Raw genomic sequence first — 8,779 nt, 5'->3', positions numbered from 1 at the left:
ATTATTTAACGAGTATTTGGATAAATACAAGCAAAGTGTACGTCAAAATAACAGAGGATTAGGATCTAAAGGTTTGGCAGATGCTACTCTTGGTATAAGTTCTAAGCTAAGTACATTTCGTTTTTTTAATAAAGAGGTAGCAATTGTAGAAGGTTTATTATCAAAACCAAAAGACGTTGCTTACATTGATTCTATAAGTTTAAATGATGTTTCTGTAACTATTTTAGAACATGGTTTGACACGAATAAATCAATCTAAACGTACACGACCAACAGATGAATTTCCTGTTTGTGTATTCGATGGAGATTTCATTTCATTTGTTCCTGTTTCTTCTGGTAAAGCTATTTTATCAGGAATTCGATTTCCTAAAAAGCCAAAATGGACTTATAGAGAAATTGGGAATGGATATGTGTTTAATCCATCTGCAGGTGATTTTCAAGATGTGGAATTGCATGAAACTGAAATTCCATCTATTGTATATAGTTTGTGTTCTTTAATTGGAATCAGATTAAAGGATAATGAAGTTAATCAGGTTATGGAATTATTAAAAGATAAGAAATTCCAAAAAGAAAATATGTAATTAAATTATGTCTACAGAAAATCCAAATCACAATCCACTCTTTCAATACATTTCGATACAAGATTTTGTGAATGATTTTATATTATCACAAGGTCAAGATTCTTATGTAGTGAATGAAAATCCAACATTGGTTTTATTTCATGCAAGAAAAGGATTGCAAGAATTGACTTTTAATACGTTGAAAGAAATAAAAGCAATTGAAGTTGAGATGTTTGCGAATGGTTTAATTTACTTACCATCTGACTTTGTAGGATTAGTACGTTTATCATACGTTGATGAAAAAGGAAATGCGCATGTATTGATTAAAGATGACCGCACTACACTTGGATCATCTTATTTACAAGATCATGAATACAATTTATTGTTGGATCATGAAGATAAACCATTGGAAGCTGATCGTACAGAAAGTACACGACCAAAGGTGAAAGAAGTTAATTTCGATTTAGGATGTAAGGACAAAAATTTGTTGGCAAAAGGGGATTATGTTTTTGATAAAGCTAATGCAACGATAGCTTTTTTAAATGTATTGCCTTCTGAATTGTTTTTAGTTGAATATTTTTCAGATGGATCTAATGAAGATAAGATTCACAAATTTGCTGAAGATGCTTTGTACAATTATGTTTATTGGAAATTGATTTCGAATAATAGAAATGTTCCTCAGAATGAAAAAATAAGTGCAAGACAAGAGTTTTACAATTTAGAACGAATTGCAAAAAACAGATTGAATCCATTATCATGGACAGAATTACGAAACATTTATACTAATTAATTATGCGTGTAACAAGGTATTTTTCTAATGGTACAATGAATAAGGACACGGATGAGCGAATTGTTCCGAATGGTCAATATATTCATGCTGAAAATATACGAGTTAATATAAATGAATCTGGTACGGGCGGTGTAGTTACCAATATAAAAGGTACAGTATTGTTATCTTCTATCAGTAGTTTAAATAATGGTGTTGATTTTACAAACCCTGTTGTAATAGGAGAAGGAAGAGATACTGATGATTGGTGTATTTATGTTTTATTTAAAACAGATGAAGCTGATTTGTTAGTTGAATACAATTATAAAGAAAAGACACTAAGTCGAGTGTTGCAAGGAGATTTAGGGTTAGATGAAAATTATTTAGTCAATGAATTAAATGTTATCAAAGATTCTGTTACAGGTAATAAATATTTAGCATGGACAGATAACTTAAATCCTATTCGTTTTATTAATGTATCACGTTGTAAATTATTTTCAATAGGAGGTTTCGAGGAAGAAGATATTTGTTTAATAAAAAAGCCACCTATTTTTGAGCCAAAGATAGAGTTGTCTTATACAGATACTTTTGAAGAAAATTTTATTGAAGATAAATTTTTACATTTTGCTTATCGTTATCAATATTTAGATGGCGAATATTCTGCCTTATCACCATTTTCATTGGCTGGTTTTGAGCCTAAAGACTTTTATTTGAAGTATGATACAATGGAAAATGAAGGTATGGTGAACCGTTATAATAAAATTGACATTTATTTTAATACAGGTAGTAAGCGAGTAAAATCAATTGATTTAGTTTATAGAGAAAGTGGTAATAATACCATTTATAAAATCCAAAGTTACCAGAAGTCGAAAGAAGGTTGGGGAGATGATGAAGAAGTTTCTATTCCTTTTTTTAACAATAAAATTTATTCTGTTCTTCCTGAAAAGGAATTGTATCGTTTGTATGATAATGTACCATTGGTTGCGCGTGATTTAACTGTTATTGGAAATTCGTTGGTTTTATCAAATTACAAACAAGGCTATGATATGATTGATTCAAATCATAACAAAGTATCAGTAGATTATGAACTTAAGTTGATACAGCAAGCGAACAAAGATATTGTCATTGGATTTAGTTCGGATGTAATTACTTTTTCGTTAGATTTTTCAAATGTTGTATTTGATTTAGGATCTAAAATTTCTATATCGTTAAGTTTTATTGAAACAGAATATGAATTAAATTCATTGGTTACTGCGTCATATATTCTTAAGCATACAGCAAAAGATTTTGATGAGTTTTATACACAAGAAGGAGTTGATTTTGTTCAGTTTTTAACAACAGAAATAAACAAACAATTTGAGAATAATTTAAGATGGACATCTGTTCGTTTACCAAATCATTCGTTTGGTTACTTTGATCATTTAATAGGATCTGTATTATCTGATCGAATTGACAATGTTTTAAAATTTATTACACCACGAGTAGTTTATAAAGTAGATTCATTTGATTTAGAAGGAGGGGAATTACCTGGAGGAGAAACTGAGCCAGCTTATGCATATGTAACGACTGAAAATTTCAAATTATTTGATGATGGTAATACCACTATAAAATTATCTTCATTAGGAAGTTTCCGTTCTTTAAAATCAAATCGAGATTATGAATTAGGTCTTGTTTATGTAGATGATTTCGGTCGCCAATCGAGTACGCAAGTATGTAAAAATAACACGTTATTCATTCCTATTTCTGCAAGTACGAGTAATAATAAAATAGAGGTATTGTTGAAAAACAAACCACCTAAATGGGCAACATCTTATCGTTTTGTTTTAAAATCAGTAAAAGAATCTTATCAAAATTTTTTCAGTACTGTTTTTTACGAAGAAGGTTTATACCGATGGTTAAAAGTTGAAGGTGCGAATAAAAATAAGATTGAAGAAGGTGATGTTATTGTCATCAAATCTGATAAATATGGTTTGATTGAAAATTTAGTAAAAACAAAAGTTTTAGAAGTAAAATCACAACCCGAGAATTTTATATCAGACAATGAATTAGCGACAGGAAATGAAATCAAGGAATCAGCTGGCTTATATATAAAAATAAAACCGAGAGGATTTAATCTTGATTATGGAGAGGGAACATTGCGAGAGTTTACAGGAGGTTCTCATACTATGTCACCTGTTGAAACTTATACGTCACCTGAGTTCTCTACGGTAATAGATGGGGTTAAGACACCAATAAAGATTGGAGCAGGAAGTAGAATAAGAATTTACATTCAGTTCAAACGAAATAGTGCGAATTTGGGTGGTGTTTCAAGTTTTAATCATGAATATGAAAAAGAATTTGATGTTCAAGAATCAGCAGATAGTTTTAAGGAATGGTTTGAGAAGGAAGTAACAGACTTAGGAAGATTTGGAAAAGAATATACTTTTCATGGAACTAATTCTGAGGGGATTTATGGTGTAGGTTACGGATTTAATTCTGATGGAAGTAAGTTTTTTGCTCGTTCAAATAGAGGTGGTAGTGGTGGTAAAAGTGTAATAACTACTATTCGTATCGATTTGTTTAATGTAGATGGAGGATCTATTTTATTTGAAACGGACAAGAAAACTGATACAGTTGATTTGTATTATGAAACTGGTCAAACATTCAAGATTGAAAATAATCTTCATTTAGGAAATGTTCAGAATCAAAGTGAAACAGAAGATGCAAAAATATTATTAGCTATATTCAATTGTTTTTCTTACAAAAAAGGCGTTGAAAGTTACCGTATAAAAGATGATTTTATAGGAAATGCCTTAACTACTGATTTGCGACCTACAACTGTATTAAATGACGAATATAAACAAGAGCATAAATTTTCGTCTTTAACATGGAGCGGAAACTATGAAGAAGAAACAAGCGTTAATCGTTTGAATGAATTTAATCCTGCATTAGCAAACTTCAAGAAATTAGAAGATTCTTATGGTGAAATCACTCGTTCTATATCAAAAGATAACAACTTGATTGTTTTTCAGAATGATAAAGTTTCTAATTTATTATATGGTAAAAAAGCGTTATTTAATCAAGATGGTACAGCTAATATTGGAGCATCTGATTTGATGTTTGGGGATCAAATTCCTTATACTGGAGAATATGTATGTTCAAGTCCAGAATCAATTGTTAAGAATAGAAATTCAATCTTTTTTATTGATCGTAAGAGAGGAACGCCATTAAAATTGACTGAAGCAGGTTTGAATGATATTTATGGTTACTACTATGAAGGAGAGAATATCCGTAGAGATATGCTTTCGAATGATTTTATTTCGATGTGCCGAGAACATTTTGATTCAAAATTTTATGGTTCGTTTGATGCAGAAAATAAAGAATATATCTTAACTGTAAGGTCAGAAGATTATACTAAAACAATAGCTTATACGGATAGAGGAAATGGTTGGAGTTGTGAGTATTCATTTGTTTCTGATCAGTTAACTAATTTAAACAATCGATTGGTTGGAATAAAAGATGGTGTGTTTTACGAGCATAACATTTCATCTGAATACAATACCTTTTATGGTGTTTCTTATCCAAGTCGTATTGTATCATTGTTTAATGATTATCCATCTGATGTAAAGGTTTACAATGCATTTAATATAGAAGGTAATACTGCATGGGATTCAATTTCTATGAAAACTAATTTAACAGAAACCTCTATTCAAAAAGATGATTTCCGATATATAGAAGATGAATGGTATTCTGTGATAAAGCGAAATACAAAAGAGCATATTAATTCACTTTCCGTTCATGGAATTGGGGAGGTTTTCTCTGTATTTTCATCTACTATCATTATGAAAAATGATATTCCATCTGGAGTTTCAATTGGTGATAAAGTATATATCAATAATAATGAAACATTGTTAGGAGAAATTATTTCAATAGAAGGAAATAAACTAAAGTTTACAACAATAGATACAATGCCAATTCCGAATGATTTTCTTTTTTCGAAGAAAAATACATCTATAACAGGAGGAAGTATGCGAGGTTATTATTTACAATTTGATATGTCTATTAATAGCAATCAAAAGGTAGAATTATACAATGTTAATGCAGAAATTTCAAAAAGCAACCCATGATAGAAATATTACAACTTACAGAACAAGATTATCCTACGATTAGTAAATGGTGGGAAGAATATCATCATTCACCTTTTATGCCACAAAGTTGCTTACCTGATAATGGTACAGGAGGATTGATGTTGTATAAAGATAAAATTCCAATTGGATGTGGTTTTGTTTATCGTACGAATAGTTTAATTGCATGGGTAGAATATGTTGTATTTAATAAATCATATCGAGGAGAAGATCGAAATGATTTGTTATTAGAATTGATTAAGCAGTTGGAGTATTTTGCAAAAATAAACGGAGCAAGTGTTTGTTTTACAGTTACTGCAAGTGAGAGTTTGATTGACAAATACAAACAAAATGGTTGGAAAGGAGATAAACAACCATCTTATGAATTTATAAAAATAATAGCGTAATGGGAGTAATAACATCAGCAGCTATAGGCGCAGTAGGAGTTGGAATGTCAGTAGCTAAAACTATTAGTGAAAACAATAAGCGAAAAGAATACGAAAAAGGGATTAACAATTATGATCGTCAAGAATTGAAAAATCCTTATGATAATTTACAAGTTAGTCGTAAAGGAACAGATTTAGCTTTACAAGAAAATGCACGAAACTCTGCTAATATGGTAGAAGCAATGCAAGGAGGAGGAATCAATGGGTTAGGAATGTTATCGCAAATTCAATCCAATACAAATGATTTGAATCAACAAGTTGCTGCAAATTTAGATCAGCAATACATCGACAACGAGAATAAGAAAGCGCAAGGTGAAGCGATGGTTATGCAAATGCAAGAACTTAGAGAGGAAGGCGATTTAGCTGGTTTAGGAAACGCAATGGCAACAGCACAAAATAACTCGAATCAAGCATTGAGTTCAGCAATTAATGGTGCAATGACAACTGTTGCGAGTGTTGCTGGAATGTCTCAAAATCAGCAAATGTTAAACAATATGAAAGGTGGTGTTACGAATGGATTAAACCTAAATAATATTGCACCTAATAATGGAGTAGAGGTTGTACGAACAGAAATTCCAATATCATCTTCTGTTACACCACAAGGAACAATGGCGACAATGCCACAACAACAAGGATATTATCCATCACCAAATAATATTTTAAATCCATCAATTCCATATGACCCATTGCGTAGTGCAGGATTTTATAATACGTTTCAAAAATTTAGAAATAGAGGAGTGTAATGGCAGTTAAAGGAAATTTTTCAGCATTGCAACAACAGAGAGAAAGCAATGTAGATTTTACAAAAGGAATTCTTGATGCAACGAATATTTATCTTAAAATGCAAGAGAATAGACGTGCAGAGGAAGAGCATATTGAACGAAAGGATTATTATAAACAGAAGAAGAATGAACTTCTTAGAAGTGCTATAAATGGGGAGTTGTCCTCGTTGGATGAATATGCAAAATATACAGGGTTTAAACAGCCTGATGAAGCTTTAACTTCTTCTTTGATGAGTACAAAACAAGAGATTGCAGAAATTGTTAAAGATCCTGATTATATGAATGATCCTGTAAAGTTAGCACAACTTCAAAAATTGAAAAATCGACCAAAGTATATGGCGCAAACGTTATCTACTATCAAAAGTGGATTTGAAGATTTGCAATCAGGAATGCAGGCAACAGTTGATAAAAATGGTAAAACAGTACCAGCAAGATATTCTAAGGCTAACCGATTGCAATTGAATAAATTTTATGGATTAGCAGAAGGGCAATTTGATTATCAAAGTATCAATGGTACTGATTATTTAGTCATCATGCAAGAAGATGGTAGTTATGATATTGTTGATACAAATTATTTGAATAAACATGGTTTATCGGGTACAGCTATTGAGTTGTTTGATTATGATACTTATTTGTCGGACTTCTCTAAGAATTTAGGTTCTGTAAAAGAAGTTAAAGATAAAGGTAATCGAACTATTTCTGTTCAAAAATTTGATGATATGAAGCCTATGGTTGAAAATCGAGTAAAACAGTTAGTTGGTACAAAAGACAAATTAACCAATCAAGGTATTTCTATCTTGGTTGATCATATGGGATTTGATGAGAATGAATTGAAAAATATTACTTCTGAACAATATAATCAATTAGTAGATAATATTGTTAATAATGTACAATCAACTTACAAAGAAGAAGTAAAAGATGAAGCAAATGTTCAGTTGATTAATTCACAAAATACAGCAAAATATCAACAAGGTCAATTACAAATTGGTCGTATGAATGCACAGACAAATGCAAAAAAGGTAAATCATGATATAAGACAAGATACTCAAAATTCTGGAGGATATCAGTATGTAACTTTAGCGGGAAATAATGGAGTTACCTATCCATTAAAAAAAGGTTTTGAAGTAGCAGGAGATGAAGGAACAATAAAAGCAAATTCTATGATTGTTACAAATGATAATGGAGTTATGCGATATTATGCAAGTGATGGGGCAAATACAATTGAAGTTAATAATAAGCAAGTCTTATTAAACGAAGCTGGTGTTAATGCCAAAGATGTTATGAATGCTTTGAATGGTAGAAATAAAAATAATAATGATCCTTTAGGTTTGGGATTATAATAAAACGAATAAAATGGAAAACTCAACTAATAATCCAATAACTCCTCAACAATTTGCAAAAACAATTAAAGAGAAATATCCTCAATATAAAGATGTAGATGATATTGTTCTTGCAAAGAAAATGATTGAAAAATATCCAGAGTACAAATCAAAAGTATCTTTCGATCAACCTGTAAAAAAAAAAGAAGCTTCGGTATCTGTATCAAATTTGGCGAATGGGAATTCTTCATCGGTTGTCAAAGGTCAAGGTAAAAATATTCCAGATGTTCTAAATACTGATAAGGTAAAAAGAAACTTTCAAAATCAAGCGATAAGTAATGAAGTTTCAAGACCTAAAATAGGTCAAGAAAAAAAGGTTGAAACTAAGAGTTATTCTGATAATTTATTGGATAAAAATACTGAAAAGAAAAATGCTGATAAAGGCAGATTAACTCAAGGTTTGAACTATAAAGATAAGATGAAAGTTTTATCAAAAAGTCCTGCTACAAAATTTGGTGATTTACAGAAGGAGGAATACGTTCAAAAAACAGAAAAGCAAATTGATGATGAGCGTAAGCCTGCTTTTGTAGACCGTGAATATAAATATGATAATCTTTCTAATTTACCTCAAGGAAAAGATTATTCCATCTATTTTCCTAATGTAGAACAATTTGGAATTAATCGTGAAGATTTCAATACTTATTTAAAAGTTAATCAAGATGAAGCTTTTAAAACTCTTGCTGATAGTGGAACTTTGAATGAGTATCTATCAACCACAAATAATTTAAGTGATGCTAAAAAAAT

7 protein-coding genes are annotated in these 8,779 nt (G+C 30.5%); all 7 read left to right on the top strand.

The features are described from left to right. Positions 1 to 580 (top strand): hypothetical protein (locus Q0616_RS01220; RefSeq protein WP_298774334.1); only part of this gene is annotated, 580 nt, incomplete at its 5' end. A gap of 7 nt (positions 581 to 587) precedes the next feature. Continuing rightward, positions 588 to 1,349 (top strand): hypothetical protein, encoded by a 762-nt coding sequence (locus Q0616_RS01215; protein ID WP_298774331.1) that lies wholly within the window; start codon positions 588 to 590, stop codon positions 1,347 to 1,349. Positions 1,350 to 1,384: 35 nt separating this feature from the next. Beyond that, complete coding sequence (locus tag Q0616_RS01210; protein WP_298774330.1) at positions 1,385 to 5,431, top strand: hypothetical protein; 4,047 nt, start codon at positions 1,385 to 1,387, stop codon at positions 5,429 to 5,431. Further along, entirely contained in the window at positions 5,428 to 5,835 is a 408-nt protein-coding gene (locus Q0616_RS01205) for a hypothetical protein (protein ID WP_298774328.1), read from the top strand. The genes Q0616_RS01210 and Q0616_RS01205 overlap by 4 nt, the downstream gene beginning before the upstream one ends. Continuing rightward, on the top strand, positions 5,835 to 6,617 hold the full coding sequence (locus Q0616_RS01200) for a hypothetical protein (protein ID WP_298774325.1): 783 nt from the start codon (positions 5,835 to 5,837) through the stop codon (positions 6,615 to 6,617). The genes Q0616_RS01205 and Q0616_RS01200 overlap by 1 nt, the downstream gene beginning before the upstream one ends. After that, positions 6,617 to 7,996: a hypothetical protein gene (locus Q0616_RS01195; protein ID WP_298774322.1), complete on the top strand. Its 1,380-nt coding sequence runs from the start codon at positions 6,617 to 6,619 to the stop codon at positions 7,994 to 7,996. The genes Q0616_RS01200 and Q0616_RS01195 overlap by 1 nt, the downstream gene beginning before the upstream one ends. 13 nt (positions 7,997 to 8,009) lie before the next feature. Continuing rightward, positions 8,010 to 8,779: hypothetical protein (locus Q0616_RS01190; protein WP_298774320.1), on the top strand; the 770-nt coding region annotated here is incomplete at its 3' end.

This window comes from uncultured Empedobacter sp. (assembly GCF_937930195.1).
Classification (GTDB): Bacteria; Bacteroidota; Bacteroidia; order Flavobacteriales; family Weeksellaceae; genus Empedobacter; species Empedobacter stercoris.
Note: the sequence above shows the minus strand (reverse complement) of the source record. Positions and strands in the feature narration are given on the sequence as shown.